At 67.6% G+C, this 26508-nt stretch carries 16 protein-coding genes; 9 read left to right on the top strand and 7 right to left on the bottom strand.

Annotated features, from left to right (window positions below; translation table 11 throughout):
* The first annotated feature begins 204 nt into the window (after nucleotides 1-204).
* From EV691_RS10130 to EV691_RS10145, 4 genes are all read left to right on the top strand, one after another.
* Nucleotides 205-1581 (top strand): hypothetical protein, encoded by a 1377-nt coding sequence (locus EV691_RS10130; protein ID WP_131302952.1) that lies wholly within the window; start codon nucleotides 205-207, stop codon nucleotides 1579-1581.
* 32 nt (nucleotides 1582-1613) lie between these two features.
* Nucleotides 1614-3824, top strand: coding sequence for an Ig-like domain-containing protein (locus EV691_RS10135; RefSeq protein ID WP_131302950.1), 2211 nt, complete (start codon nucleotides 1614-1616; stop codon nucleotides 3822-3824).
* Between the two features lie 444 nt (nucleotides 3825-4268).
* Nucleotides 4269-6026: an AAA family ATPase gene (locus tag EV691_RS10140; protein WP_131302948.1), complete on the top strand. Its 1758-nt coding sequence runs from the start codon at nucleotides 4269-4271 to the stop codon at nucleotides 6024-6026.
* On the top strand, nucleotides 6026-6715 hold the full coding sequence (locus EV691_RS10145; protein WP_131302946.1) for a general secretion pathway protein GspB: 690 nt from the start codon (nucleotides 6026-6028) through the stop codon (nucleotides 6713-6715). The genes EV691_RS10140 and EV691_RS10145 overlap by 1 nt, the downstream gene beginning before the upstream one ends.
* 96 nt (nucleotides 6716-6811) lie before the next feature.
* Here EV691_RS10145 and EV691_RS10150 read toward each other — a convergent pair whose 3' ends face one another.
* The 5 genes from EV691_RS10150 to EV691_RS10170 all read right to left on the bottom strand — a co-directional run bounded on the left by EV691_RS10150 (nucleotide 6812) and on the right by EV691_RS10170 (nucleotide 16229).
* Nucleotides 6812-8251: an efflux transporter outer membrane subunit gene (locus tag EV691_RS10150; RefSeq protein ID WP_131302944.1), complete on the bottom strand. Its 1440-nt coding sequence runs from the start codon at nucleotides 8249-8251 to the stop codon at nucleotides 6812-6814.
* Nucleotides 8248-9822 (bottom strand): DHA2 family efflux MFS transporter permease subunit, encoded by a 1575-nt coding sequence (locus EV691_RS10155; RefSeq protein ID WP_131302942.1) that lies wholly within the window; start codon nucleotides 9820-9822, stop codon nucleotides 8248-8250. Before EV691_RS10155 ends, EV691_RS10150 begins: the two co-directional genes overlap by 4 nt.
* The gene (locus tag EV691_RS10160) at nucleotides 9819-10928 is read right to left on the bottom strand and encodes an HlyD family secretion protein (RefSeq protein ID WP_131302940.1); all 1110 of its coding nucleotides are present in this window, start codon (nucleotides 10926-10928) and stop codon (nucleotides 9819-9821) included. The genes EV691_RS10155 and EV691_RS10160 overlap by 4 nt, the downstream gene beginning before the upstream one ends.
* Before the next feature lie 4 nt (nucleotides 10929-10932).
* On the bottom strand, nucleotides 10933-12171 hold the full coding sequence (locus EV691_RS10165; RefSeq protein ID WP_131302938.1) for an NAD(P)-binding domain-containing protein: 1239 nt from the start codon (nucleotides 12169-12171) through the stop codon (nucleotides 10933-10935).
* Between the two features lie 77 nt (nucleotides 12172-12248).
* Nucleotides 12249-16229, bottom strand: a complete 3981-nt coding sequence (locus EV691_RS10170; RefSeq protein WP_131302936.1) for a non-ribosomal peptide synthetase — start codon at nucleotides 16227-16229, stop codon at nucleotides 12249-12251.
* A 1100-nt stretch (nucleotides 16230-17329) separates the two neighbouring features.
* On the opposite strand from EV691_RS10170, the gene EV691_RS10175 reads away from it, so the two are divergent.
* Nucleotides 17330-19687 carry a hypothetical protein gene (locus EV691_RS10175; protein WP_131302934.1) on the top strand — a complete coding sequence of 786 codons (2358 nt, stop codon included), beginning with the start codon at nucleotides 17330-17332 and terminating at the stop codon, nucleotides 19685-19687.
* A gap of 279 nt (nucleotides 19688-19966) precedes the next feature.
* Here the strand turns inward: EV691_RS10175 and EV691_RS10180 are convergent, their stop codons facing one another.
* A complete protein-coding gene (locus EV691_RS10180; protein ID WP_131302932.1) occupies nucleotides 19967-22003 on the bottom strand; it encodes a TonB-dependent receptor family protein in 2037 nt (678 codons plus the stop codon).
* Between the two features lie 153 nt (nucleotides 22004-22156).
* On the bottom strand, nucleotides 22157-22531 hold the full coding sequence (locus tag EV691_RS10185; RefSeq protein WP_242672694.1) for a DUF2946 family protein: 375 nt from the start codon (nucleotides 22529-22531) through the stop codon (nucleotides 22157-22159).
* 113 nt (nucleotides 22532-22644) lie between these two features.
* On the opposite strand from EV691_RS10185, the gene EV691_RS10190 reads away from it, so the two are divergent.
* From EV691_RS10190 to EV691_RS10205, 4 genes are all read left to right on the top strand, one after another.
* Nucleotides 22645-23307, top strand: a complete 663-nt coding sequence (locus EV691_RS10190; protein WP_131302930.1) for an ion channel — start codon at nucleotides 22645-22647, stop codon at nucleotides 23305-23307.
* A 90-nt stretch (nucleotides 23308-23397) separates the two neighbouring features.
* Complete coding sequence (gene aptA, locus EV691_RS10195) at nucleotides 23398-24744, top strand: omega-aminotransferase AptA (RefSeq protein ID WP_131302929.1); 1347 nt, start codon at nucleotides 23398-23400, stop codon at nucleotides 24742-24744.
* 138 nt (nucleotides 24745-24882) lie between these two features.
* Entirely contained in the window at nucleotides 24883-25839 is a 957-nt protein-coding gene (locus EV691_RS10200; protein ID WP_131302927.1) for a sensor domain-containing diguanylate cyclase, read from the top strand.
* A gap of 208 nt (nucleotides 25840-26047) precedes the next feature.
* A complete protein-coding gene (locus tag EV691_RS10205; protein ID WP_131302925.1) occupies nucleotides 26048-26476 on the top strand; it encodes an HMA2 domain-containing protein in 429 nt (142 codons plus the stop codon).
* Nucleotides 26477-26508: the final 32 nt, after the last annotated feature.

The raw sequence follows: 26508 nt of genomic DNA on the forward strand, positions 1-26508 counted from the left end.
CCCCCCAATTCCGGGTATATCCGCAAGCCCCTACCCCCGGCCTCCAGCGGCGCCAGGCCCGCCGAAGCCTTGCCGCTTCGCCGTTTCGCATCAACGGAGCGGCCTGGTATGGAAGTTGCCCGTGGCTGATGGCAGCCAGCCAGTGGTGTGTACAGGCAGTCCAGAAGTCCACGAGCGGCCCTGCTCATCATCAGGGAGAGACTCATGCGCAGAACCTTCTCGACAGCCGCGACCGCAGCCCTGCTCGGCCTCGCGGCAGGCAATCCCGCCCAGGCGGCGCTGTTCGCCGTGGACAGCGGACCCTACGGCAACGACACCGCCGGCTTCGCCGCCTGGTACCAGGACAGCCACGGCCGGGTGCTCGACCTGTGCCTGTCCAAGGCGCTCAGCTCGCGGGTGCCAGGTACGCCCGACGCCCCCAGCTACATGTGCGCGCTGCTGCCCGAACCGGGCGTCTTCGACGATACCGCGGACATCGTGTTCCCCGGCAACTTCCCCAGCGAGGCCTTCTGGTTCACCGCCGATGCCTTCATCCAGCAGGGCGGCGTCAACCTCGGCTATGGCGCGGCCCTGGAGGCCGCCTTCAATACCGAACAGCCGGTCGACGGCGACCAGATCAGCTTCGCGCGCATCCGCCTGCGCGTCGACCTGACCAGCGCCGGCAGCTACACCATCACCCACCCCTACGGTGTCGAGGTGTTCGAGGTCACGGCAGAGGACCTCGGAACCGACGGCGTGGGGGCGATCAACCTGACCCGCGACATCGGCATCGGCGCACCGGGCGACTTCAGCGGCGCCCTCAAGGGCGACGTCGGTCCCTTCCTGCGCAGCGTCAACGGCCCCTACGAGGAAACCGACCCGGACACCGGCACGCTCGAACGCTTCGTCGGCGACCCCAACCTCGAGGAACAGGTCACCGGCAGCCCGTTCGGCACCAACTACCTGCGCATCCAGGGCCCCGACGGCCTCGACCTGCGCACCGACGTCTTCGCCGTCTCCGGCAAGCTCTCCACGGTGCAGCGGCCGACTCCGCTGATCATCCAGCGCAGCACCTATTCGCGCGACACCGACGCAAGCGGCGTGACGCTGCAGAGCCAGGACCTGTTCGTCCAGGCCCCGCCGCCGCCCGGCCTGGCCAGCTTCAGGGACAGCGCCGGCGCCGGCGTCGAGATGACCGAGGCCGACGGCACCGGCCACTGGTACGGCCAGTCGGGCTCTGCGCCGACGCCGCTGGCCGAACTGGAGGTCCGCGCCGACAACAGCGCGGCCAGCCCACCCAATGCAGCGACCACCCTGCCCACCATCTTGGTCGACCAGGTGACCATCGAGCGGGCCGAGTACAACCCCGGCTCCGGCCAGTTGCTGATCGTGGCCGGCTCCAGCGACCGGATCGCGCAGCCCGTCCTGACCGCCAGCGACGCCGCCAGCGGCACGCCGATCGGCCAGCTCGACCAGCCCGTCGAAGGCGACGGCGCGCTCAAGCGCCTGGACACCGGCATCAGCCCCATCCCCCCGGCACGGGTCACGGTGAACTCCGCCAACGGCGGCAGCGACACCGAAGAAGTGCTCATCGTCCAGTGACCGGCAGCGCACCCACATTGCCAGGAGGCATCATGAACAAGCGGACAGGATTACTGCTCGGCGCTCTCGGACTGGCCGTCGCGGCCGGCGCGGCCCGGGCCGAACTCGCAGCCGTCGACCCCGGCCCCTATACCCCTGCGACCGGCGGCTTTCCCCAGTGGTACCAGGACGAAAACGGGCTGAGCCTGGAGCTCTGCCAGTCGAAGGCGCTCAGCCCGTCCGGAACGCCGGGCGCCTATCTCTGCACCCTGCTCCCCGAGCCGGGCGTCTACGACGACACCCAGCCGATGGTCTTTCCGGACAACTGGCCGCCGGAACTCTTCTGGTTCCTCGCCGAGACCAGCATCCCCGACAACGGCGGCCTCGAACTGGAGGTCTACGTCGCCGCCATCGAGGCGGCCTTCGCCCTGGAGCAGCCCAGGGACGGCGACCAGCAGAGCTTCGCGCGCATCCGCATCCGCGCCTCGGTGCCGGTGGCCGGCACCTACACCATCACCCACCCCTACGGCGTGGAAACGGTCCAGGTCGAAACCGCCGGCCGGCGGGCGATCAACATCACCCGCGACATCGGCATCGGCGCGCCGGGCGACTTCAGCGGCGCCCTGCAGGGTGATGTCGGCCCCTTCCTGACCAGCACGGCCGGCCAGGTCACGGCTGTCAATCCGGAAACCAACCTGCCTGAAACCTTCATCGGCGACCCCAACGTACCGACGACCGTGACCGGCGGGCTGTCCGGCAACAATTTCGTGCGCATCGAGGGCCCCGGCGGGAGAGTCATCCAGACCGACCAGTTCGTCCTGTCCGGCAAGGTGCGCGACGCCCGCCCGGCGACCGCACTGAGCGTCGGCCGCGCCACCTACGGGCGCACGACCGCAAGCACCCGCCTCGACCTGTTCGCCAGCTCCGCCAACGGCGCCGAACTCTGCTACCGCGAAACCCTGGAACTGGTCGACGGCACTCCGCCCTCGCCCTGTCTGGAGGGGGCCGAGCTGACCGGCGACAACAACGGGCATTTCTTCGCCAGCAATCCGCCGAGCCAGGGCCTGCCGCCCTTCGTGGTGCTCACCGCCAGCGATCCGTCGGGAACGACCCGGCCGACCGCGCTGTCGGCGCGCCTCAGCGACGTGGTGAAGATCAGGACCGCCCGCTACGCCTGGGCCGACCGCAGCCTGACCATCGAGGCCAGCTCCAGCGACGAAACCGCGCTTCCCGACCTCGCCGCGCAGGGCTACGGGCTCCTGGCCAAGACCGGCACCCTGCAGACCCTGACCGTGAGCGACCTGGCCCAGCCGCCGGCCAGCGTCACCGTGAAGTCCTCCGCCGGCGGCGTGGACAGCGAGCCGGTGACGATGGTCGGCAGCGCCCCGGTCGTCGGGCCGAACCAGGACCCCGTGGCGGAAAACGACAGCGCCACGACCAGCGCCGGCGTGCCGGTGCCCATCGCCGTGCTGGCCAACGACAGCGACCCGGACGGCAACACGCCGCTCAGCGTGGTCGGCCTGACCCAGCCGGCCGACGGGCAAGGCAGCACCGCCCTCAGCGGCAGCACCCAGGTGGTCTACACACCGCCGGCCACGGTCACGACCCAGCTGGTCACGACCTTCACCTACCGGGTCCAGGACGCCCGCGGCGGCCAGTCGACACCGGCCACCGTCACCGTCAGCGTGGCGCCCAACCAGGCTCCGGTCGCGGCGAACGACACGGCGAGCGCCATCGGCAACGGCACAGCGGTGAGCATCGACGTGCTGGTCAACGACAACGATCCGGAGGGCAACCTGCCGCTGAGCATCGTCAACCTGACCCAGCCGGCCAGCGGCCAGGGCACGCTCGCCACCGACGGCACCCAGGTCACCTACACCCCGCCGAGCGGCGTCACCGCGAACTTCAGCACCAGCTTCAGCTATCAGGTCCGCGACAGCCTCGGCGCCGTCTCCAACGTCGCCAGCGTGACGGTCGCGGTCACGGCAGCGGCGGTGCAGGAAAACCTCGCGGTGCAGAGGGCCACCGTGCAGGCGAAGAACGCCAACCGCTGGAGCTGGGACATCCGCGGCACCACCAGCGTGGTGACCGGCAACAGCATCCGGGTGCTGGTCGATGGCGTCACCTTGGGAACGGCCACGCCGAGCCAGAACGGCCGCTGGCAGATCAAGGCCAGCAACAGCGCCGTGGCGCCGCCGGCCGACAGGACCGTGACCCTGACCAGCAGCCTGACCAGCAGGGAGATCACCGTGACCGTCCAGTGAAACCCGGCCCGTCCCCCGCCCGCCGGGGGACGGGCCGAAACCGGGACCGCGTCCGCCGCGGCCCCGGTCTAGGGCCTGTTAACACTACTCTCCGCGAGCCGCGTTGCTGCGCCAAATGGCGCCAGGCGAGGCGCGGGACGCAGGGAATGGCATTCCCTTGCCAAGTCCCGCAACGACGCATGGCGCCATTTGCCGCGCAACCCGCAGGGACGGGCCTGTTTTTGCGCGGTGCGTCGTTGCTCGTCGTTCATTTGGAATGACCAAACTTCTCTCCTCGCGCCTAACCCCGCGCAAAAACAGGCTCCGTCGCGGCCGCGCGGAGTAGTGTTAACAGGCCCTGTCCCCGGCAGCAGGCCCGCCATGACGGAATGCAGCCTCCTGCCACCAAGCTGTCGCCCGATGCGTCTACCCTGAAAACAGTTTCCAGCCACGGAACGCAGGCACATGTACAACCCGTATTTCGGCTTTTCCGAGGCCCCCTTTTCCATCTCGCCCGATCCGCGCTACCTGTTCATGAGCGAGCGGCACCGCGAGGCGCTGGCCCACCTGCTCTACGGCCTGCAGATCGACGGCGGCTTCGTGCTGCTCACCGGCGAGGTCGGCACCGGCAAGACCACCCTGTGCCGCTGCCTGCTCGGGCAGGTGCCGGAGCACTGCGACATCGCCTTCATCTTCAACCCCAAGCTGAGCCGCCTGGAACTGCTCAAGACCCTCTGCGAGGAACTGCACATCGCCCCGCCCGAGGGCGTCTGCAGCCTCAAGGCACTGTTCGACCGGCTCAACGCCCACCTGCTGGAAAGCAACGCCCGCGGCCGCAAGACGGTGCTGATCGTCGACGAGGCGCAGAACCTGTCCGCCGAGGTGCTGGAGCTGCTGCGCCTGTTGACCAACCTGGAAACCGAGCGGCACAAGCTGCTGCAGATCATCCTGCTCGGCCAGACCGAGCTGCGCGAGCTCGTCGCCCGCGAGGACATGCGCCAGCTCGCCCAGCGCATCGTCGCCCGCTACCACCTGGAGCCGCTGTCGCGCCCAGAGGTCGGCGCCTACGTCCGCCACCGCCTGGCCGTCGCCGGCACCCGCGCCGAGCTCTTCGCGCCGCCGCTGCTGGAGCGCCTCTACCGGCTGAGCGGCGGCACGCCGCGGCTGATCAACGTGCTCTGCGACCGTGCCCTGCTCGGCGCCTACGTGCAGGACAAGCCCGCGGTGGACCGGGCCACCCTGGACAGCGCCGCCCGCGAGGTGTTCGGCCTGCCGCGCCGGCCGAAAGTCCCCGCCGCCCTCGCCGCCGCCCTCGGCGTCAGCCTGCTCGCCGGCATGGCCACGGCCGGCTGGCAACTGGCGCCGCAGCCGCTGCTCGCCGCCGGCCGCAGCGGCCTGGACAACCTGCTCGCCAGCGCGTCCGCGCCTGCCGACGCCGCACCGCCGGCTCCCAGTCCCGTGCCCGAGCCGTCCAGCACCACCCCCGGCAAGGGCGACACGCCATCGCCCCCCGCCGCGCCGGCCGGATCTCCAGACCTGGAAAGCGAGCCGCCCCTGGAGCCGCCACATCCCGAACCCGCCGAACCGCCGCCGGAGGAGGAACTCGCCGGCCCCGCGAGCGAGGATCACTGGCTGCACGAGGCGCTGGCGGTGCGCGCGCTGTTCGGCCACTGGCAGGCGGGCATCCGCCAGCCCAGCGATCTCGACGGCGCCTGCCGGCAGGTCGAGGAGATGAGCCTGCGCTGCCTGCGCCGGCAGGCCGCGGCGGAGTCCCTGGCCAGCCTGCAGCCGCCCCTGATCGTCGAACTCGCCCCGGCCGGGGGGCCGCCCTTCCTCGCCACCCTGCTGGAGCGCGACGGGCGGCGGGCACGGCTGGTCGTGGCCGGCGAGGTCCGCGAGGTCGGCCTCGCCGCGCTGGCACGGCGCTGGAGCGGCCGCTACGTCCAGCTGCAGCAGGCGCCGCTGGCCCGCAGCCGGCGCCTGACCCTGGGCAGCCGCGGCGCCGACGTGGCCTGGGTGGACCTGCAGCTGGCGCGCTGGGAAGGACAGAGCCGCCCGCGCGCCGGCGACCCGCTGTTCGGCAGCGAACTGGAGCAGCGCGTGCGCCAGTTCCAGCAGGCCAACGGCCTGCTCGCCGACGGCGTGGTCGGCGCGCAGACCCTGGAACGCCTGGCCCGCCTGGGCGCCGCGGAGATGACCGCCCTGACGAGGCAGAGCCACTGATGTCCTACATACTCGAAGCCCTGAAGCAATCCGAGCACGCCCGCCAGCAGGGCAAGGCGCCGGCCCTCAACAGCCTGCCGCCGCTGCTCGCCCCGCCCCGCGAAACCGCCGGCCGGCGCCCGCCGGCCTACCTGCTGCTGGCGCTCGGCCTGGCGCTGATCGGCGCCGGCCTCGGCTGGTGGCGCCCCTGGCAGAACGCGGTGGCCGGCGCGGTCGTTCAGGCGCCGCCAGCGGAAACGCCCGCTCCGCGCAGCGCACCTCCGGCACCCGTCGCCCCGGCCCCGGCAGCGGTTGCCGCCAGCCCCGCGCCCGCGACGGAACGGCCCGGACCCGCCGTCGCCAGCCAGCCGCCGCTGATCCGCCTGGACCCGCCGGCGGCGCCCGAGATCCCGCCCTCCGCTCCAGCGCTCGCCGCCACGCAACCGGCAGCCCGGCCCGCCCCTGCCCTGCCGGCGCCGCCCGAGCGGGTGCTCGGCTTCCACGAACTGCCCGCCGAGCTGCGCCAGAGCCTGCCGAGGCTTTCCCTCTCCGGCTTCTCCTACGCCGAGGAGCCGCAGCTGCGCATGGCGGTGATCAACGAACGCATCCTGCACCAGGGCGACCAGGCCGGCCCCGGCATCGTCCTGGAGCGGATCGCCAGCGACGGCGTGGTGCTGAACTACCGGGGCTTCCGCTTCCGCCCGCGCTGAGCGCCAGCCCTGTCAACGTTCAAGGGCTTTGCGCGTCGCGAAGATAGAGGAGCGCCGGCCCGTTCCCGGCGGGAGCTCCCGTACGACACGCCATCCTCATTCGGTCCCGGCGACGGTTTGCCCTCCCTCGAGGGACTCGTTCCAGCCGCCCCCCAGCGCCTCCATCAGCATGGTCGCGGCCATCAGGCCATCGATGCGGCTGCGCACCTGCCTGCGCTGCAGCGACAGCGAATTGTCCTGGGCCCGGGTGACCTCCAGGTAGTTGCTCTGCCCCACCGCATAGCGGGCCGCGGCGACATCCGCACGCCGCTGGGAAGCCTCCAGCGCCTCGTCGAGGATGCTCAGCCGCTCCCGGGCCGCCTGGACCTGGGTCAGGCCGTCGTCCACCTGGCGCAGGGCGATGAGGATGTTGACCTTGTGCACGTTCACATGCTGCTGGTAGCGCAGGCGCGCCGCCTCCAGGTTGGCCCGGTTGCGCCCGGCGTCGAAGATCGGCAGGTTCAGGGAGATCGGCACGAAGGAGAACTCCCGGGAAGCGTGCTTGGTGAGGTCGCTCAGGTCCTGGGAGGCGAAGCCGTAGCGGCTGGTCAGGCTGATGCTGGGATAGAAGGCGGTTTCGGCGATCCGCTCCTGGGCGATCAGGGCGCGCAGGCGTTCGGAAGAGTCCATCAGGTCCGGACGGCGGGACAGGATGGTCGCCGGCAGGCCGGGAGCCACCGTGGGAATCTCGGGCAGGGCGTACTCCGGCGGAGACGGCACGCGGAAGTCCTTCACGTCCACCACCATCAGGATCGCCAGTTCCTGCTCGTTCATGTCGCGCTTGACCACGGCCTCGTGCATCTCGGCCTCCACCCTGGCCAGCCTGACCTTGGCCTCGAGCAGGTCCTGCTCGGTGTTGAGGCCGGTATCCAGGCGCATGCCGATCAAGCGGACCGCCTCCGCCCGCTCGGCGCGGATCTGCTCCAGCAGGGCGTGGTCGGCCTCGGCGGCGCGGAACTGCCAGTAGGCGACCGCCACCTCGCGGGCGAGGACCAGCGCCACGCTGCGCCGGGTGGCCTCGGCCACGCCCAGCTTGGCCTTGGCCAGCTCGACGGACTGGGCGATCCGCCCCCAGAGGTCGATCTGCCAGGCCGTATTGGTGGTGATGCGGTTGCTCTGGCCGGCGATGGTTCCCTGCTGGAGCAGCTCGCCCAGCGGGGTATTGGTCGAGGTGTGGCTCTCGTCCCGGCTGGCGCCGAAGTTCAGGTTGGGGAAGAGATCGGCCCGGGTGCTCAGCACGCCCGCCTGCCCTTCGGCCACGTGCAGCTCGCCGAACTGGGTGTAGGGGTTGCGCTCCAGGACGCCCTCGACCAGGTAGTCGAGCACCGGGTCCCGGTAGACCCGCCACCAGCGGACATCCACGTTGTTCGGCTCGTCCGGGGAAGCCTTACGGTAGCTCGACGGCAACTCCGGGTCGGGCGCCAGCACGAAAGGCTCGATGCTGCAGCCCTGCAGCAGGACGGCCAGTCCCAGCAGGAGGGGAAGTCGGTTGTTCATCGGTTGTCCTTCCCCTTGGCGCCGGGAGCCACGATGCGATCCGCCAGCCAGACCAGGCCGACCGACGCCAGCAGCATGCTGCCCAGGATGAAGAAACTGTCGCTGTAGGCCATCACGAAGGCCTCGCGCTGCACCACGCCGTTCAGGGTGGCCATGGTCTGCTGAGTGGCAAGGGCGATGTCGCCGTTGTTGTTCATATGCATCGTGGTAATCGCCGCGATCCGTTCGCGAGTGGCTGAAGAAAACAGGGAAACCGCCTCGACCAGGTGCTCGGAATGCAGGTGCTCGCGCATGGTGATGGCCGTGGACAGGAGTGCCGTGCCGACCGCACCGCCCAGCACCCGGGTCATGTTGTACAGGCTGGAGGCCGAGGACAGGTTGGTCAGCTCGATCCGGTGGATGGCCATGTTGGACAGGGTGATGAGGATCAGCGGCTGTCCGAGGGCGCGAAACACCTGGGAGACGATCAACTGGTCGTAGCCGGTGTCGGCTGTCATGTAGGCGTTCATGAAGCAGGAGCCGGAGAACAGCAGCAGGCCGGCCGAGCAGATGATGCGGTTGTCGATCTTCTTGGCCAGCACCGCCGCCACCGGGGTCATGATGATCTGCGGCAGGCCCATCCACATGATGGTCTCGCCGATCTGCCGCGAGTTGTAGTCGGCGATGTGGGCGAGGAACAGCGGCAGGACGAAGGTCGAGCCGTACAGTCCCAGGCCCGCCACCGCGCCGACCCCGGACGCCACCCAGAAGTTGCGCCGGCCGAACAGCCAGACGTTGACGAAGGGGTCGGGGCGCAGCAACTGGCTGCCGATCCACAGGAGGATGCCGGCGAAGGCGACGAAGCTGGTGGTGCGGATGAACTCCGAGTCGAACCAGTCCTTGCGGTTGCCCTCCTCGAGAAAGACGATCAGCGCGCCCAGGCCGACGATCATCCCGGCGATGCCCAGCCAGTCCATCCTCAGCAGCAGATTGAACTTCTGCGGCTGCGCATCCAGGCCAATGGCGATGCCGGCCAGCATCAGGACGCCGGGGAGCCAGTTGATGTAGAAGATCCACGGCCAGCTGTAGAACTCGGTGAGGATGCCGCCGACCGTCGGCCCCAGCGTCGGCGCCAGGGTGCTGGCCAGCATCAGCCAGGCGAGCGCCATCGGCCGCTTGCCCGGCGGCAGGCTGACGATGATCAGGGTCATCGCCGTCGGAATCAGCGCGCCGCCGAAAAAGCCCTGCAGCGTGCGGAACACGATCATCGACTCGAGGTTCCAGGCCATTCCGCAGAGGGTCGAAAACACCAGGAACAGCACCGTGTTGCCCAGGATGAAGGCGCGCGGGCCGAAGACCCGCAGGAAGACGCCGGTCAGCGGAATGGCCACCACCTCCGCCGCGAGGTAGGTGGTGCTCATCCACGAGCCTTCCTCCATGGAGGCCGACAGCGAGCCGAGGATTTCCGGCAGCGAAGCGTTGGTGATCTGGGTGTCGAGCACTGCCATGAACACCCCGAGGACCGCCGCGGCGATGGCGATCCAGGTCCGCGACGTCACCTGATCCGCGGCGGGCGCGGGTGGGCCGCTCATTGGGCGGCCACCTTGGGCGGTTCCTGGCGCAGATCGACCTCGATCAGCGCCGACATGCCCGGCACCACCCGTTCCATCAGGGCCTTCGGCGTTTCCGGGGAGAAGGTGATCTTCACCGGCACGCGCTGGACGATCTTGGTGAAGTTGCCGGTGGCGTTCTCCGGCGGCAGCAGGGCGAACTTGGCGCCCGAGGCCGGCGCGAAGCTGTCCACCCGTCCCTCGATCTTCTCGCCGGGGAAGGTGTCGAGGCGGATGTCGACCTTCTGTCCCGGAATCAGGTCGCGCAGCTGGGTTTCCTTGAAGTTCGCCGTCACCCAGACGCCGTCCTGGATGATCGCCACCAGGCGCTGGCCCTTCGCCACATGATCACCGACCTCGACCGACTTGTTGCCGATCCGGCCGTCCACCGGCGCCTTGAGGGTGGTGTACTCGAGCTGCAGCTCGGCGTCCCGCCGCTTGGCGGCGAGCACTTCCTTGCGGGCGAGCAGGACGGCGCGGGACGAGCGGGTCGCCTCGACGCCGGCCTGGGCCGCACGGATTTCCTCCTGCTGGGCGGTGTAATCCGCCTGGGCGCCGTCGCGGGCGGCGATGGCCGCGTCCAGCTCCGTCCCGGTCACGGCCTTGATGTCCTGGTTGCGCAGCGCCAGCTGGCGCTCGGCGTCCTGCCTGTGGCGCTTGAGCTCGGCCTGACGCCGGGCCGAGCGCGCGGTCAGCGCGCGGACCCTGGCCTCGTCCTGCTCGATGTCGGCATCCAGCTTGAGCAGTTCGGCATCGACTTCCAGGACCTGGGCCTTGATCTCCTCGACCCGCACGGCATAGTCGGCCGGATCGAGTTCGACCAGCACGTCGCCGGCGCGAACCTTCTGGTTGTCCTCGAACAGGACCCGGGTCACCACCCCGTCGACCCGGGGCGCGATGGCGCTGATATAGCCCTCCACGTAGGCGTTGTCGGTTTCCTCGAAATAGGTGCTGCGCCACCACATGCGTCCCACGACGACGAGGCCGGCGACGGCGATCAGCGCGAGGATCGCCTTGGCCTTGCGGGCGCTTCCCGGTGTCGGGCCAGCGGGTTGTGCGGCGGCGTTCGCCGGTGCTTCTTGACTCACGACCTCAGCCCTTCCCGTTGTCCCGTGCCTGGATATGTCCGGCGATGTGCTCGGCGTCTTCGCCGACGCCGCTCAACAGGCCGGAGCGCTTGTTGTACAGCCAGGGCAGACCGACGAAGTAGAGCCCCGGCTGGGCCGTGGCGCCGCGCTGCTGCAGCGGATAGCCGTCCTCGTCGAACACCGGGAACCTGACCAGATCGAAGCTGAAGCCGTAGCCGGTGGCCCAGATCAGCGTGGTGACGCCGGCCTCGGCCAGGTCGAGCCGCTCGGCCAGCGGCGCGGCGTAGCCGTCTTCGAGGCGCTCGGGCTGCTCCTCGGGCAGGTCCAGCTTGCGCATGCTCACCAGCATGTCGATCTTGCCCAGCAGTTCGGCCTCGCGCTGGTCGGTGCCGGCCAGGTTGTCGTGCAGGTCGGGCGCGAGGTTCAGGCCGGTCCCGTCGATGCCCTGCAGCGTGCCGAGCAGCCGCACGCCATTGCGGGCCAGCCGGTGCACGTTGAGGCTGCCGCCCTCGCGGCGGCCGGCCATGATCGGGTTGGGGGCGAACCTGAGCTTCGGCGACGGCAGGCTGTCGACGGTCTGGTCGGCCAGCCCGGACAGGCGCATCCACTCGAAGATGTCCTTGCCGCGGTAGCGGCGCGGCGCCCGGTCGTGCCGGCCGACGCACAGGTAGACGGTGCGCCCGGCGCGGTTCAGCTCGTCGGCGATCTGGCAGCCGGACTGCGAGCTGCCGACCACCAGCACCGCGCCGGGTGCCAGCGCCGCCGGGTTGCGATAGGCGCCGGAATGCATCTGGACGATCGACGGGGACAACCCGGCCGCCATCGCGTGCCGGCGCGGGAACTGGAACAGCCCGGTGGCGACCACCACGTTGCGCGCGGTGTAGTCTCCGTCGCGGGTAGAGACGCGGAATCCGGCGGGATCGGCGCAGATCTCGGTGACCTCGCAATTGAACTTCACCGGCAGTTGGTGGCGCTGGACGTAGTCGGCGAAGGTCCGGACGATCTCCTCACGGGGCATGAAACCGTCGGGATCATCGCCGGCGTAGGTGGCGCCGGGCAGGCGGAAGTCCCAGTTGGGCGTGACCAGGGTGAAGGCGTCCCAGCGGTCGTCGCGCCAGACCGGCGCGGGGATGTCGCCACGCTCCAGCACCAGGTGGGAACGCTGCTGCAGGGTCAGGTAATAGCTCGTAGAGAGCCCGCCCTGACCGCCGCCGACGATCAGGGTGTCGAAATGTTCACTCATTGAATTTTCAATCCGAGACTGGGAAAGAGGACGACCGCCCACTGCCGTGGCAGGGGGCGGTCGCGATTATCCGGTTTCTACCAGCAGGCGACCTCGCTGGAATTGGCGAGGTGCGCCAGGATCTCGCGCAGGGAGTTCCGCTCGACCACCGAGAAGTGGTCGCCTTCCCAGTCGACCACCTGGAGATGCGCGGCCTCCGCCAGGGCGAACGGCGCCAGCAGCGGGAAGTCCATGCCGCGGCTGGCCCGGTACAGGCGCGCGGGTGTGGCCGTCGGGCGCGGGGCGTGAGCGACCAGCGCGTCGTAGTTGGCTCTATACTCGCCCAGGAGAGCGAGGAACTCGTCCCGGGACAGGTCGGAGCCGATGCCGCCGGCCTGCTTCAGCGCCTGCACGATGGCTTCCGGCTGCTCGGCCTCGTCCAGCCGCGACAGGCTGTCGAAGTCGATCGGCAGCGGCTCGCCGGACAGCAGGTCACGGAGGAAGTTGAGCAACAGGGCCTCCCCTTCCAGACGCAGGCCGCCTTCGCTCTGTGGCGCGGCCATCCAGCTGTCGATCATCGTCACCCCGTTCGGCGCGATGCCGCGGGCCTCCATCTGCCGGGCCATTTCCTGGGCGATCACCCCGCCCATGGACCAGCCCAGCAGGTGAATCGAAGCCGGGTCGGCAATCTGGGTACAGAGGGCATCCACATAGCTGGCGGCCAGCGCCTCCAGCTGGCGCGGGGCGCCGTCGCCGGGGGACTGCAGGCCGAGCAGGGTCACGCCGGCGGGCAGCAGCTCGATCAGCTCCCGGTAGCAGAGGATGTTGCCGCCTACCGGGTGGACCACGGCCAGGGTGGCCTGCCCGCCCTCGCGCATCACCGCCAGCGGGGTGCGCTGGTGGCCGGCGTGCTCGGACGCGTCAAGCATGCCGGCCTGGGCGGCGATGGTGCCGTGACGCAGCAGCGACACCAGCGGCAGGGTCTGGCCGAACTCGCTGGTGATGGCGTTGATCAGGCGCACCGCCAGCAGCGAGGTACCGCCCAGCTCGAAGAACTCGTCGTCCACACCCAGTTCCTCGAGGCCGAGCAGCTGGCGCCACAAACCGGCCAGGCGCCGCTCGGTTTCGCTGCCCGGACTGCGCCGGGGCCGCTCCTCCGGGCCGAGCGCGTCGGCCATGACCGACAGCGCCTTGCGGTCGACCTTGCCGTTGGCCGTGACCGGCAGGCTGTACAACGCCATGAACTGCGACGGGATCATGTAGGGAGGCAGGGCGGTCGCCAGATGGGCGCGGATCGCCTCGACCTCCAGCGGTTCGGCCGATGGCTGGTAGAAAGCCACCAGACGGCTGTCGTCGCCGCTGCGCACCGCCACCGTGGTGACGGCGCGGATGCCCGGGCAGCGCGCGAGGTTGGCGTCGATTTCTTCCAGCTCGATGCGGAAGCCGCGGATCTTCACCTGGCCGTCGAGGCGGCCGAGGAACTCCAGGCAGCCGTCCTCGAAGTAGCGGCCGACGTCACCGGTGCGGTACAGGCGCTCGCCGCTCTGCGGATGGATGATGAAGCTTTCCGCGGTGCGCGCCGGGTCGCCGTAGTACTCCCGGGCCAGGCCGATGCCGCCGATGTACAGGTCGCCCGGCACCCAGTCGGGAGCCGGTTCGAGCTCCCGGGTCAGCACATGGAAGCTCTGGTTGGACAGCGGCCAGCCGTAGGGAATGCTCTTCCAGCCCGGCGCGACCCGCTCGACCGGGAAGTAGTTGGACCAGATGGAGGCCTCGGTGGCGCCGCCGAGGCTGATCAGGGTGACGCCCGGCACCACCTTCTTCAGGCGCTCCGGCAGGGTGATCGGGATCCAGTCGCCACTGAGCATCACCAGCCGCAGGCTGTGCAGATGGACGGCGGCCTGCGGGCCGAGGAACTCGATCAGCATCTCCAGCGAGGCCGGCACAGTGTTCCACACCGTCACCCCATGCTCGCGCACGCAGGCGGTCCACTGGTCGGGCGCCGGCGTCTCGCTATGCGGCGGCAGCACCAGGGCGGCGCCCACGGCCAGACCGCCGAAGATGTCGTGGACCGACAGGTCGAAGTTGAAGCTGGACAGGCCGATCATCCGGTCTTCGCAGCTCAGGCCGAAGCGGGCGATCACGTCCTGGATGGTGTTCACCGCCCCGCGATGGTCGATGGCCACGCCCTTGGGCTGACCGGTCGAGCCGGAGGTGAAGATCACATAGGCCAGATCACGCTCGCCCTGGGCCGGCTCCAGCGCCACCGCCGGCGGCGGTGCATCGGGCAGCGCATCCTCCAGCAGCAGCACGCGGACGTCCGGCGGCAGGCTCAGGCCGGTGGCCAGCTCGCGCTCGATCAGCACGACCTTGACCCCCGGACGGGCGATCAGCCATTCCTTGCGTGCCGCCGGCTGGTCGCTGGTGATCGGCAGATAGGCCGCGCCGGACTGGACCACCCCGAGCAGGGCCGTCACCTGGCGCCAGCCACGCTTGGCCACCACGGCGACCAGATCGTCGGCCCCCACGCCGGCCTGACGCAGGCGGGCCGCGAGGCTGGTGCTCCAGCCCCACAGGCTCTGGTAGTCGACGACGCGGTCGGCGGCGATGATCGCCGCCCGCTCGGGATAACGGGCACAGGCCTCGGCGACGAAGTACTCCAGCCGGCCGGTCGGCAGCTCACGCCCGGTCTGGTTGGCTGCCTGGCGCGCCAGCAGCGCCTGCGGCGGAACCCTGGGCAGCAGCAGCGCTTCCTGGGGGGCGTCGTGCTGCAGGATGGCTTCGATCTGCTGCTCGAAGGCCGCGAACATGTTTTCGATGACCCCGGGCAGGAACAGGCCTTCCACATAGTCCCAGTTCAGCACCAGCTCATCGAGGTACATGTAGACCTGGCAGTCCAGCCAGACCTGGGGGGTGTGCAGACCGCCACCCATGTTCTTCAGGCCGAACTCGTTGGGCAGCAGCAGGCCCTCCGGCAGGTCGAGGCCGAGGGAACTGGCGAACACCACCGGCATGACCGGCAGGCCGGTGCCGGTGCTGCCCATGGCGCGGATCACGTCGACGCCCTCGACACGGGAGTGGCGTATATCCCGCGCCAGCTGCCGTTGCAGGACCTTGGCCCGCTCGACGAACAGCCCAGGGGCATCGACGGACTCCAGCAGCAATGTGCTGCCGAAGTTGCCGAAGGCGCGCTGGAAGCGCGGATCGCCCGAGGGGCGGTGGCTCATCAGCATGTTGATGGTGAAGGATCGATTGCGCGACCAGAGGCGCAGCACATCGGTATAGGCGGTGCAGAACAGCATGCTGGGACTGATGCCCAGCTTGCGCGCCTGCTCGTTGAGGCGGGCCACCCGCTCCGGGCCGAACACGAAGCGGATGCGCCGGAGGCGGGACTCATCCGGCATGCGTTCGTGCTCGACCACCGGCAGCTCCGGGGCGTTGCGCAGCGTGGCGATCCGCTCCTGCCAGTACTGCATGGAGCGCTGGAAGACGCTGGTCTGCTTGAGCGCCTGGCGCTTGGCCATGAACTCGGCGAAGAAGGCACGCGGCTCCTCGGGCAGGCCCATGCCGTTATAGACCCGCACCAGCGCGTTGTAGAACAGGCGCACCGAGAAGGCGTCGAAGGAAATCAGGCGGAAGGCGAAGTTGACGTAATAACCGTCGGCGACACGGTCCAGGAATGCCGTGACCTGTACCCTGGCGCCGAGCAGGGCCAGCTTCTCCTCCATGCCCTTCTTGCGCAGATCCTGCAGCTCGGCCGTGCCGATCGGCGGTCGGTCGCGCCAATCGGTCAACTCGAGGGAAACCTTCCCGATCGGCTCCAGCGCCGGACGTTGGGTGCCGTCGGAGAGGAACTCCATGGACAATTCGGGATAAGCCTCGAGTACTGTCTGGAGTGCCGTTTCGAGCCGGGGAATGTCGAGGTCCTCGGTGAAATAGCAGAAATAAAGGAACGGGACAGTATGAAACTTGTAGACCTTTTGCTCGCCAACCCAATAGGCGTGCTGCAACCCGGTCAGCGGGCATGACTCCGATACCGACTCACAAACAGCAGCCCGCTCTTCCGATACATCGAACATTTTCAGTTTTTCTTAAATATAAAGTTATTAAGAGAAGTTCGAATAGGAGACGTACGACATGAATGCATGCCGAAACCTTGACGCAAAGGAGTGACTGGAAACCGCCAGCGAACAACACTGGCAGCACCGGGACCAGGCTTCCGACTCTCCCTGTCCGAATCAACTTGTTCTTTAGAAACTCTCGAGTTTTTCGCCGCGCAACGTCTTATATTTCAAAGTGATTACGAAAAATCTTGTAACCGTATGTAAGTATGGCGGTTTCAGGATCCAAGGGCAATACAATTGCCATTAATTCGCTACTGCATCGCAATCAAGGACTTTTGACGCTTCGGGTCGGGAGCACCGATCAGGAAGAGCAACCCTGCAGAATAAAAGCTCCTGCGCCGGCGATTCTACGGGTTTCGATGCACCGTTCGATGCTCGGCGACGGGCTTTGGTCGAGGCTGAAAAGTTCCGCGTCGAAAGGCCATTTACCAGCCCGATCTGCACCGGGTACTTGCGGGGATGCTCCAGCGGATCATGTGGGCTGCCGGCCGCCAGCCACTCCACGCCGGCATGGGGTTACGCCAGTCCGGCCCCTCGACCCGAAGCGCTCGCAGGGCGGACTCCCGCATCCGGAGGCACTGCGCTGGGCAGGCTTCTCTCTCTTGGGATGGTTCGCGTGCATCCGCCGGATGCATTTGCACTCATTCAACCGTCACGCACGGGCCCGGCTTTTGGCAGATGGATTTCCGAAAAAACTTTTCCGGCTTCGGCCAAAGTTTATCGCTGGGCATCAGTCGTGGCATTGCCAATCGACAAAGTTGTCGCCATGGGAATCTCGACTCTACAAGTTCGCCTCATCGCCTTCCCTGACTCGAAATGTCGACGGCACCTGGTTCGGAAGTGATACGCCATGCCTTCTGGAAAATGAACAAATGAATCCTGCAACCGCTTCGCTAGCTTTCGGAGTATCAGCGTCTAGATTTGGCAGTCAACCGCTCTTGATCACAAGACCGCCAAGGGAGTCACAACAGAACATGGCAATATAATTAAAAGTCGAAAAATCATTGCACAAGTACTGTTTCAGATTCCCCCTCAGCGGTTATCGAGTGGATGCGATGTCAAAGATCGACGCACCCACACTGCTCGCCAACCTGTTGTGCCCCTATCGCGCGGAGAGTGAGATGGAAAGGAACGGCCATAGAAAAATATCCCTTTTGGGCAAGATGTCGCTGCTTATCCTGGTTAGTGGCGCAGGCTGGGCTGCAAGTGGTGCGCATGCTGGCGACAAAATGCCCGGGGGTACGGGAGATGCCGGAAAGTCGAATGACAACGAACTGAGGAGTCAGGCTACCCAACCATCCGAAAAGCTTTCAGCCCTGGTGGAAGAATATCGCACACAGGACCCGAACGCTTCGTTCTCATTTTTCAATGGCCACATCGACAGCTTTTCCACGACGCCTAAAGAGACTATTCCAGAATATTCCGTCAAGACCTTGAAAGAGCTTGGCCTGCCGGCGCAGGCCGCCGAACCATTGAAGATCCAAGCGCCGATTTTCTCGGGGACTCTGGAAAAACAGAGCCACGACATCGAAGCGCAACCAGACGAACAACTGCCCTACGTCGGCGAGGAGTTGCAGACGCCGGAAAAATCCAAAGGCAAGGAAAAGGAAGACTCCAGGGAAAGCTCCGCCGATGAGGTGACGGAGGAGAACAGAACGGAAGCTGCGTCCTCGCCCCACGAAATGCTGGACTGGGAGCGCCCGACAAAAGAGTTGCTGGCAAAGGAAAAACGGGCGGCCTCAAAGATCCTGCAGGCCTTTCTCGAGCAGCATGGAAATCTCTTCGAGATCAGCGCGAAAGAACTCAATGAAAGCATGAAACTGATGGACTTTACGCATGGCGCCTACACGAGAAAGGCCATCTACAAACAGTTCTACTCGAAAAACGAGGCCGTCCTGTATGGCAAGACCATCGTGCAATTCGATATCAACTGGAACGTGGTCGGCATCAGCCGAATGATCGTGACGCCGCAGAAATTTCCCCTGGACAAGTTGAAAGCCGGGATACCGGGTGACAAGGCAATCAAGATCGCCTCGAATGCCAAGGAAGACTGCGCGAGCGACGATGCAAAACCGCTGCTGGTGGAACCATCGATCGACCTGATCCGCAAGAGACGGGTATGGAACGTCGAACTGACTTCCAAGCGGGGAGCATGCCATTGGCGTGTCATCGTGGATCGTGCGGAAGGCACGGTATTGAACGTGAGCGACCTGGTTAGCCAGGCCTATAACGATGCGAAGGTGAATCGCTGGTATTTTACGGGCGGTGACCTGTTCAGCCCGCAGCAGATCGTCTCGCCGAACCAATATACGCGGAACGATCGGCGCCTGGAGCATGACTTCTTCTACATGATGAACGATCATCGTTGCGAGGGCAGCGCGGAAACCGACTGCTCCCTCACGCCGCAGGTTGGCGACACTTGGTGTGAAAATGCGTATGGAACCGATAACGGATCTTCTTATATCCGCGCCACCCGAAGACTTGATCGGGATTTTGTCTCGTATTTTCCGGGCGGCGAATCGGAAACTTTCGGCGAAACCAATGCCTATTACTGGGGGCGCTGGTTCAGCCAGTGGCTGAAACCCTCTCTCGATGCCCTGGGGGTCCTGCCGAGTTCCGCAAGCGATTATCCGCGCGTGCTCATCATCAGCAACGCCTGCACTGAGGAGAATCGCTCCTGGTACAACTCCGTCTTTCCAGTCACGACCGATGACGACAAGGGTGAAGGTGGCGACGTTATTCGCCTTGCCCACAAGGATCCTGCAGGTTCATCCGATAGCAATGCGGGCTGTCAAGGTGACGGCTGCTTCATCAATCCAAGTGAACTGCATCACGAACTCAACCACTTTTATTTACAGCGCTACCATGCTGTGGATACCGACCTGGACTGTGGTGGCTCGAACGAGTTGCAGTTGACGCACGAGGGAGTACTTGGCACGGCAGTACCTCATGCCTTTTGGCATGATTACTACAATGTCGGCTATGCCCCGGCCGATACGAACAAGCTGTATTTCTCAAACTCGAGCGTCGGCCGGGTTCATACGAATGACGGCAATCTGTCGAAGTTGACGGACTTTTCCTGTGCCAATGCTGCCAGCACCGAAGATCCCTATAGTGCCGGGCGCGTGGTCGGGCAGGCCCTGTGGAAGTTCTACCATGGAAAGAAAGTCGATGGCGCCACCATCACCAATACCTGGTATCCCAGCACCGATACGGACTTCAACACACTGGTGTACTGGGCTGCCGAGTTGCAATCCAGCTCCACCTATCAGGACAGGTACGAGTTCGCGAATCGCGTCATGGAGATCCTGGACAAGCACAGCAACTGGTCCAGTTCAGGGAAAGGCGATTATTGCGATATCTTCGCCACGCACGAGCTTGGTAACTATATCGATCCAGAGTATTGCAATTGATCGGCAGCAGTCGATTTTCCGTCGCGCCCGTCCGGTCGGAACATGAAGGGCGCCTGCCTGGCGATGGCTCGTCGAGCCATCGAAAAAGCCCCGAGCCAGCGGCTGTCCGGCACAGCGCGCAGCAGACCGGATAGCCGGGCAAGAAGGCCCCCGGCGCAGGTAGCGTCGTGGCCCGCCAGCCGCCCCGCTAACGACGAAGCTGCAGCTGGTTGGGGCCATCCGCCCCAACCAGCCATGCACGCGGCACAACCGGGGTATGGGACCCCGGAGCCTCCACCGTCACAACCGCCATTCCACCCCGGCATACAGACTGCGCCCATCGCCCGGCAGGAACTGGGCGCTGTCCTGCCCGCGGGCATCGGCGATCACCCCGGTGGTGGCGGCGTAGCGGCGGTCGGACAGGTTGCGGCCCTCGATGAAGAAGCTCGGCCCCTGCGCCGCCCGGTAGCCGGCCTTCAGCCCCCAGAGGGCGTAGCGGTCGGTGTACAGGGTCTCCGCGTGGTCCACCGCGTAGTGGCTCGGCACCCACTCGAAGGTCGGCCCGGCGTACCAGCCCGCCCGTTGCCAGAGCAGCTCGCCCTTGACGAACTGGCGCGGCACGCCGGCCAGGCGGTTGTCGCCGTAGACATCGTCGTCGTCGAAGCGGAAGTCGTTGAACAGGTATTGCCCGCGCAGCACGAAGGCGCCGACCGACCAGGAACCGCCCAGCTCGACGCCCTGGTGCAGGGTGCGGTCGGCGTTGATCGTGCCCAGCGGGTCGCCGTTGGCGTCGTTGAGCGCCAGCAGCTCGTCGCGGATCTCGCTGCGGTAGAGCGCCAGGTCGAGCTCCACGCCGCCGCGGCTGTAGCGCAGGCCGGCCTCCCAGGTCCTGGCCCGCTGGGCGTCGTTCTCGCTGACGATCTGGCCGCCGGTCAGCTCGCTGAAGGTCGGCGGCTCGTAGCTCTGGCTGAAGTTGGCGAACAGCTGCACGCCCTCGGCCAGATCGTGACGCACGCCGAGGCGCGCGACGCGGCCGACGTAGGTCGACTCGAAGGATTCGTCCTGGAACACGCACCGGCTGGTGACCGCGGTGCTGCACTTGAGGCGGTCGTCGACCTCGCGCTCCTGGTGCAGCCAGGCCAGTCCGCCGATCAGCGCCCAGCGCTCGGCCAGCGGGATTTCCAGCTCGGCGAAGGCATTCAGGTTGCGCGCGGTCTGGCGCAGCTCGTTGAGCTTGCGCCCGGCGTGTCCGCCGACGTTCTGGTGGCGCACGTCGCGGTTGCGCCCGTGGCTGGCCTCGATGCCGCCGGTCCAGCGCCAGCCCTGGCGCTGCCACTTGTGGGTGAGGCGCAGGCCGTAGTCCTCGCTGTCCACATCGAGCACCTGATAGATCGGGTGCCAGAGATCCTTCTCGCTGTAGAAGCTGGCCAGCTCCAGGCTGTGGCCGCCGTCCAGCAGCCAGACGGTGCGGTTGCCGAGGCGGTCGAGGGTGAAGTCGCGGCGCTGGTCGTTGCGCAGGTTGTTCGGCGCGGCCTGCTCGTCGTCGTCATGCATCTGCGCCCTGGTCAGGTTGCCCGGCAGTTCGGAGTCGGTTTCCACGTGGGTCAGGTAGAAGCGGGTGGACAGCCGCTCCGTGAGCCGCCCGCCGAGGTTGGCGAAGTAGCGCTGGTTGTCCTGCCGGGCATGGTCGCGAAAGCCGTCCTGGGAGGAGTCGGTCATGCTCAGGTAGGCGTCCCAGTCGCCGAAATCCTGGGCGACCGCCATGAACAGCCGCTGATAGTCGAAGCTGCCGCCCTCGTAGCGCAGGTCCAGCGGCGGCGCGCTCTTGCCGGTCGGCGCGACGAAGTTGACCGCCCCGCCGAGGGTGGCCGTGCCGTAGTGCCAGGCGTTGGCGCCGCGCAGCACCTCGATGTGGTCGGTGGCCAGCGGCTCGATGACCTGGAAGTCGAAACTGCCGTCGGCCAGGTTGACCGGCGCGCCGTCCTGCATCAGCAGCAGGCCGCGGCCGTGGAAGGTGCGCTGCAGGCCGGAGCCGCGGATCGACAGGCGCGACTCCTCGGCTCCGAAGCGCGGCTGGACGAACACCCCGGTGGCCATGCCCAGGGCGTCCTGCAGGGTGCTGCTGCGGCCGGTCTTGTAGATTTCGCCGTCGACCAGCGTGGCGCCGCCGGGAATCCGCGCGAACTCGGCACGTTTCTCGGCCAGGGTCGGCGCGGTCGGGTCCGGCTCGCGGCGTCCGTCGATGGTCATGCTGTCCAGCTCGATCTGTTCGGCCAGGACAGGGGTTGCCAGGCCGGCGCTCAGCGCCAGCAGGCTCAGAATGGATGAAGGGCGCATCCCGTTCTCCTGAAGTTCTTCTTCGTTCCGTGTCGGGCATGGCCCGGCCGTGGCCGGGACCACGCCGAAGTCGCAGGAAGGGCCGGCTTCGCCGGCGCACGCTCGCCCCGGGCAGGCCCGGAGGATGGGAGCGACGGCGAAGCCAGGCTGGAATCAGGGCGCGCGGGGGTTGGCCGGAGGCCAGTGCTGGCGTGGGGGTGCCTTGCCGCGCCGGGCCAGGCTGCGACGCCAGACATGCAGCGGGCGCAGCCAGGCGCCGAGGACGAACAGCAGGGCCAGATCGACGAGGGCGAGGCAGCTGCAGAGCGGGCAGTTGAAGAAGGCCGGCATCTCCGCCGAACCCTCGTCATCGCCATGCGACATCGATCCGCCATGCCCCTCGGTCGCACAGGAGCCGTCCGACCCGGCCAGCATGAAGCCGACCATCTGCCCATGGCCGAAGCTGCAATGCAACGCGCCGAGCAGGATGCTGAAAAACAGCATCCAGGCGATCAGCGAGCGGTGGTCGCGCGGAAGGTCCATGGGCATGGAGCAGGCCGGAGATTCGGAGGACGAAAATCTATCCGATGGCTGCGCCCCATGACAGCCCCGCCGCGCCTATTTACACTGCCCTCAGTCCTGTACCGACGCCTCTGCCGCCGATGCCGCCACTCCTCCAGTACTTCATCCGCCTGCCTTCCGCCGGACTGCTGTTCATCCAGTTGCTGGGCGTACTGCTCTATCCGCTGATGGAGGGCACCCAGATCGGACCGGCGCTGCTCGGGGCCTTCGGGATCGTCGTGCTGGGCGCGGCGCTGCGCATGGTGCGCCGCAGCGCCGCGGTGACCTGGATCGCCCTGGTGCTGGCCGCCGCCATCCTCGTCCTGATGCTGGCCAACACCCTGGCCTCCGCCTGGGAGATCAAGCTGAGCCTGGCCCTGCTGGAGAGCGCCTTCTATTTCTATGCGGCAGGCAGCCTGATCTTCTACATGATGGAGGACCAGCGGGCGACCACCGACGAGCTCTTCGCCGCCGGCGCGACCTTCACCCTGCTGGCCTGGGCCTTCGCCTACCTGTTCATGGCCTGCCAGCTCGTCGCCCCGGACAGCTTCGTCGGCCAGGTGAATCCCGGCGCGACGCGCAGCTGGATGGACCTGCTGTTCTTGAGCTTCACCACCCTCTCCGGGGTCGGCGTCGGCGACATCCTGCCGCTCAAGCCCTTTGCCCGCGCCCTGGTGATGCTCGAGGAATTCGCCGGGGTCATGTATTTCACCCTGGTGGTCTCGCGCCTGATCGGCCTGACGATCCTCGGCGCCAGGCGTTAGGCAGGCTTCCTCGCCCCTCCGGGCCGGGTCGCCCATCGACGGCACAGGCCGCTAGACTGGGATCAGCCCCTTCCCAGCCTGCGAGGCCCCATGAATCGACCGCAGCAAATCCCCGCCTCCCCCGTTGCCGGACTCGACCTGCGCGCCCACTGGATGCCCTTCACCGCCAACCGCAACTTCCAGCGCGACCCGCGGCTGGTGGTCGCGGCGCAAGGCAACTACCTGACCGATGCCGAAGGCCGGCAGGTCTACGACAGCCTCTCCGGCCTCTGGTGCTGCGGCGCCGGGCACGGCCGCCGGGAGATCGCCGAGGCGGTGGCGCGCCAGCTCGGCACCCTCGACTACTCGCCCGGCTTCCAGTTCGGCCACCCGCTGTCCTTCCGCCTGGCCGAGAAGCTCGCCAGCCTGACCCCGGCCGGCCTCGACCACGTGTTCTTCACCGGCTCCGGCTCGGAATGCGCCGACACCGCGCTGAAGATGGCCCGCGCCTACTGGCGTCTGAAGGGCAAGCCCGGCAAGAGCAAACTGATCGGCCGCGCCCGCGGCTACCACGGGGTCAACGTCGGCGGCACCGCCCTGGGCGGCATCGGCGGCAACCGCAAGGCCTTCGGCCCGCTGCTGGACGCCGACCACCTGCCGCACACCCTGCTCGCCGAAAACGCCTTCAGCCGCGGCCTGCCCGCGCACGGCGGCCCGGCCCTGGCCGACGCGCTGCTTGGGCTGATCGAGCTGCACGACGCCTCGAACATCGCCGCGGTGATCGTCGAGCCGATGGCCGGCTCGGCCGGCGTCATCGTCCCGCCCGAGGGCTACCTCGCGCGGCTGCGTGAGCTCTGCGACCGCCACCAGATCCTGCTGATCTTCGACGAGGTGATCACCGGCTTCGGTCGCAGCGGCGCGCTGTTCGGCGCCGAGCGCTTCGGCGTGGTGCCGGACATCCTCAACCTCGCCAAGCAGCTCACCAACGGCGCCATTCCCATGGGCGCGGTGGTGGCGAGCAGCGAGATCTACGCCACCTTCATGCAGCAGGACCTGCCCGAGCACGCGGTGGAGTTCGCCCACGGCTACACCTATTCCGCCCACCCGGTCGCCTGCGCCGCCGCTCTCGCCGCGCTGGAGCTGCTGGAGCGCGAGAGCCTGGTGCAGCGGGCCGCGGAGCTGGCCCCGCACTTCGAGAACGCCCTGCACGGCCTGCGCGGCGCGCGGCATGTCCTCGACATCCGCAACTGCGGCCTGGCCGGCGCCCTGCAGCTCGCCCCGCGCGACGGCGACACCCTGGTGCGCCCCTTCGAGGCGGCCATGCGGCTCTGGCGCCGGGGCTTCTACGTGCGTTGCGGCGGCGACACCCTGCAGTTCGGCCCGCCCTTCACCAGCTCGGCCGCCGAGCTGGACCGCCTGTTCGACGCCGTGGGCGAGGTGCTCGGCGGGATCGACTAAAGAAGGCAGGCAGCCCGACGCACAGGCCCCCGGATAGTGGCGGATTGATCTATCCTGCGCCATGGCTCCGTCTGCAGCCTGCGGCGCAGACGGGTTTATTCCCGCCGGCCGGAGTGCCGGCCCAGCAGTAGATCGGACATGCATTCGCCCAGGAGCAACCGAAAGAAGAGCAGCCGCCGGCCACGGAAGGCCAGCGACTGCAGCCGCGCCACAGACTTCGAAATCATCCTCGACAGCCTCGACGCCATCGTCTACGTGGCGGACATGCACAGCTACGAGCTGCTGTTTCTCAACAGCTACGGGCGCCAGCACTATGGCGATCCCGCGGGGATGAAATGCTGGCAGCTGCTGCAGGCCGGACAGACCGGCCCCTGCGACTTCTGCAGCAACCCCCACCTGCTCGACGCCAACGGCGAGCCGGCCGGGGTCTACGTCTGGGAGTTCCGCAACACCCGCACCGGACGCTGGTACGAATGCCATGACCAGGCCCGGCACTGGGCGGACGGCCGCCTGGTGCGCATCGAGATCGCCACCGACATCACCGAGCGCAAGCGCATGGAAGAGGAACTCGCCGAGGCCAAGCGGCAGGCCGAGGCCCTCGCCCACATCGACGAACTCACCGGCCTGAACAACCGCCGGGCGTTCTTCCAGCTGGGCCTGCAGGCCTTCCGGCAGGCCGCGCGCGCCGCCAGCCCCATCGCCGTCATCATGTTCGACCTGGATCATTTCAAGCAGATCAACGATATCCATGGCCACTTCGTCGGCGACAAGGTCCTGGTCGCGGTGGCCAACAGCGTGCGCGAACACGTGCGCGAGGCGGACATCGCCGGACGCCTCGGCGGCGAGGAGTTCGCGCTGATCCTGCCGCAGACCAGCCTGCCCGAGGCGCTGGTCGCCGCCGAACGCCTGCGCGGCACCATCGCCGCCACCAGCCTCGCCCACGGCGAGGCCCGCATCCGCTGCACCTCCAGCTTCGGCGTCGCCGTCTGCGCGGATGGCTCGCTGGACCTCGAGCACATGCTCAGCCTGGCGGACGCGGAGCTGTACCAGGCCAAGCGCAACGGGCGCAACCGGGTGGAGCACGCCGGCGCATAGGCCAGCGGGCGGTCGTCCCGGAAGAATGGCAGGCGGGACATGCCGCACCGACCGGGCATCCGGTTTTGCTTGCTCTCGAAGCCAAATGCGTATAATTATCAATTGCCAATTTCGCACACCCCGTCGATGACGACTCCCCGCCCTGCGTCTTGCCGCCAGCCATGACTGGCGGGGCCGTCGCTCATCTGTCGTACAGGATGAATCACCCATGAGTCGTATCGTTTCCGCGCTGCCCGGGCGCATCCGTATTCGTGACAGAGCGCTGCGGGACCGGGCGCGCCTGGCCCGGATCGAGGAAGCGCTGTCCGCCCTCGAAGGCATCGCCAGCCTGCAGCCCAATGCCGGCGCCGGCAGCCTCGTGATGCACTTCGATGCCGCGCGGATCGCGGTCGAGGTACTGGAGGCGAAGGTCGACGCGATCATCGACGCCGAACTGGCCCGGCCCCACGCGCCGCGCCGGCGCTCGCTGAAGATGCAGATCAACCGCGGCGCCAAGCTCGGCATGCTGGGCAGCCTGGCCGCCTCGCTGGCGCTGGCCGCGGCCGGCAAGAAAGGCGCGCACGCCATCACCGGCGGCCTGTTCGTCGCCTGCCTGGGCGTGCACCTGGGCGTGCACCGGCGCTCGCTGGTGCGCTGAGCGCTCTCCCGGCCACGCCCTTCCCCGTGGCC

Origin of the sequence: Azotobacter chroococcum, assembly GCF_004339665.1 — a bacterium.
Classification (GTDB): domain Bacteria; phylum Pseudomonadota; class Gammaproteobacteria; order Pseudomonadales; family Pseudomonadaceae; genus Azotobacter; species Azotobacter chroococcum.

Coding starts and splice junctions, on each gene's coding strand:
- EV691_RS10180 (WP_131302932.1), bottom strand. CDS start 22,003: ATGCGCCCTTCATCCATTCTGAGCCTGCTGGCGCTGAGCGCCGGCCTG.
- EV691_RS10175 (WP_131302934.1), top strand. CDS start 17,330: ATGTCAAAGATCGACGCACCCACACTGCTCGCCAACCTGTTGTGCCCC.
- EV691_RS10155 (WP_131302942.1), bottom strand. CDS start 9,822: ATGAGCGGCCCACCCGCGCCCGCCGCGGATCAGGTGACGTCGCGGACC.
- EV691_RS10140 (WP_131302948.1), top strand. CDS start 4,269: ATGTACAACCCGTATTTCGGCTTTTCCGAGGCCCCCTTTTCCATCTCG.
- EV691_RS10165 (WP_131302938.1), bottom strand. CDS start 12,171: ATGAGTGAACATTTCGACACCCTGATCGTCGGCGGCGGTCAGGGCGGG.
- aptA (WP_131302929.1), top strand. CDS start 23,398: ATGAATCGACCGCAGCAAATCCCCGCCTCCCCCGTTGCCGGACTCGAC.
- EV691_RS10200 (WP_131302927.1), top strand. CDS start 24,883: ATGCATTCGCCCAGGAGCAACCGAAAGAAGAGCAGCCGCCGGCCACGG.
- EV691_RS10170 (WP_131302936.1), bottom strand. CDS start 16,229: ATGTTCGATGTATCGGAAGAGCGGGCTGCTGTTTGTGAGTCGGTATCG.
- EV691_RS10205 (WP_131302925.1), top strand. CDS start 26,048: ATGAGTCGTATCGTTTCCGCGCTGCCCGGGCGCATCCGTATTCGTGAC.
- EV691_RS10135 (WP_131302950.1), top strand. CDS start 1,614: ATGAACAAGCGGACAGGATTACTGCTCGGCGCTCTCGGACTGGCCGTC.
- EV691_RS10185 (WP_242672694.1), bottom strand. CDS start 22,531: ATGCCCATGGACCTTCCGCGCGACCACCGCTCGCTGATCGCCTGGATG.
- EV691_RS10145 (WP_131302946.1), top strand. CDS start 6,026: ATGTCCTACATACTCGAAGCCCTGAAGCAATCCGAGCACGCCCGCCAG.
- EV691_RS10130 (WP_131302952.1), top strand. CDS start 205: ATGCGCAGAACCTTCTCGACAGCCGCGACCGCAGCCCTGCTCGGCCTC.
- EV691_RS10190 (WP_131302930.1), top strand. CDS start 22,645: ATGCCGCCACTCCTCCAGTACTTCATCCGCCTGCCTTCCGCCGGACTG.
- EV691_RS10150 (WP_131302944.1), bottom strand. CDS start 8,251: ATGAACAACCGACTTCCCCTCCTGCTGGGACTGGCCGTCCTGCTGCAG.